This window comes from Streptomyces sp. NPDC048411, assembly GCF_040704695.1.
Classification (GTDB): Bacteria; Actinomycetota; Actinomycetes; order Streptomycetales; family Streptomycetaceae; genus Streptomyces.
The window spans coordinates 1-1,587 of record NZ_JBEZKL010000299.1; the positions used below are offsets into that span (position 1 = coordinate 1).

General features: G+C 66.8%; 2 protein-coding genes and 1 pseudogene. All 3 read left to right on the top strand.

What is annotated here, in order from left to right; all coding sequences use genetic code 11:
- Positions 1-39: 39 nt before the first annotated feature.
- Positions 40-408, top strand: coding sequence for a VOC family protein (locus AB0915_RS39135; RefSeq protein WP_366696172.1), 369 nt, complete (start codon positions 40-42; stop codon positions 406-408).
- A gap of 522 nt (positions 409-930) precedes the next feature.
- Entirely contained in the window at positions 931-1,386 is a 456-nt protein-coding gene (locus AB0915_RS39140; RefSeq protein WP_366696170.1) for a carbonic anhydrase, read from the top strand.
- A gap of 30 nt (positions 1,387-1,416) precedes the next feature.
- Positions 1,417-1,587 (top strand): annotated as a pseudogene (locus AB0915_RS39145) (DDE-type integrase/transposase/recombinase); the annotation flags it as partial.

A 1,587-nucleotide genomic window follows, 5' to 3' on the forward strand; every position in this document is an offset into this window, starting at 1 on the left:
GGTCTACTCAGCGACACGACCGTTCTCGACAGGAGTGCCATGTCCACCATCCAGCCAGTGATCATCACTGCCGACCAGGACGTCCTGGTCGGCTTCTATACGAAATTGTTCGGCGCCGAGGAGATCTTCCGGGTACCGGCAAAAGGCCCGGCCTTCTACCTCGGCTTGCGCATCGGCGACACCGACCTTGGGCTGGTGGCCAAGACGAACCCGGGGACCGGGGCGGCACCGCGGATCCTGCTCAGCATCGGTGTCGACGACGTCGACGAGACGCTCGGCCGGGTGACGGCGCTGGGCGGCTCGGTCCGCGGCGGCCCCAACGACATGCCGTGGGGACAGCGCGTCGCCCACATCCAGGACCCCGACGGCAACCCGGTGAACCTCACCCAGCCGATCCCGGCTCAGTGACGCTGCTCCGGGGTGCTTGTGCTGGTCGCGGGCCGCCTGCGGTAGAGATCAATTTCCTGTAGTGGCCTCGATGTTCGTCAGTACGAGCAGCGCGCGAAGCAGGTGGGTGGCGCGGGCGGGGTCAGTGCGGAGCTTGGTGAGGTTCCGCCAGTTCTTCAGGATCAGCCCGAGGATCCTCCCACCCCGTCAGCCAACGTGACAGCGCCCTGGCAGGCGTTCGTCGAGGCCAAGCGGGAAATGCGGCCCAATTTCACCCAGGGCCGTTACTGTCGGTACGGAGTGAATCGAGCCTTGAAGGAGGCTTATGTGCCCGACGGTGCCACAGTATGAGGCGGGACGCATTGGCCTGTTGTTGATCGACACGGTCAACGAGGTGTTCTCGGAACTGGAGGTCGCCGTCGGCGTCACCGGGGTCCAGGCTCAGAGCAAGAAGGGTTTACAGTCACAGTGATCGACACGGGCGAGCTAGCCAGGCGGAACGCCGGGTTTGCCGACGGCGGATCATTCACCAACCTCAGGCTCATGCCCAGTGGCAGTCTGACGGTCATCGGATGCGTTGACCCTCGTGTCGACCCGTCCGACGTGCTCGGGCTCAAGCTCGGCGAGGCAGCGGTGATCCGCAACGTCGGAGGGCGGGTCACGCCCGCGACGCTCCGGACGCTGGGGATGCTCTCGAAGGTCATGCAGGCCCGCACGGGCGGCCCTGGCCCAGGCGACTCCCACTATGCGGTCCTGCACCACACCGACTGCGGGATCACGGACCTGGCCGCGTTCCCCGAGCTGCTGGCCGACTACTTCGAAGTTCCGGCCGGAAACCTGGACGCCAAGGCGGTCACCGACCCGGTCGCCGCCGTCCGCGTCGACGTCGAAATCCTCAAGCAGACGCTTCGGGCCGGAGTCCTCGTCTCAGGGCTCGTGTACGACGTGGCCACCGGGCTGATCGACGTCGTCGTCCCGCCTGCGCGAGTGGAAGCATGACATCGCGCGGCGCCTGCGGCGGGTCCGGCTGCGGCCGGGCGCTTCTTCCGCACGCTGCTGACGAAGACGGGCGGGGTACCGCGGGTGATCGTCACGGACAAGTTCTGCTCCTACGGCGCGGCCCACCGCACGGTCATGCCCTGCGTCGAGCACCGTTGCCACAAGGGTCTGAACAACCGGGCCGAGAACAGTCATCCGCCC

What these genes read in the sequence shown, in the direction of transcription:
- AB0915_RS39135 (WP_366696172.1), top strand. Translation starts at nt 40, where the DNA reads ATGTCCACCATCCAGCCAGTGATCATCACTGCCGACCAGGACGTCCTG.
- AB0915_RS39140 (WP_366696170.1), top strand. Translation starts at nt 931, where the DNA reads ATGCCCAGTGGCAGTCTGACGGTCATCGGATGCGTTGACCCTCGTGTC.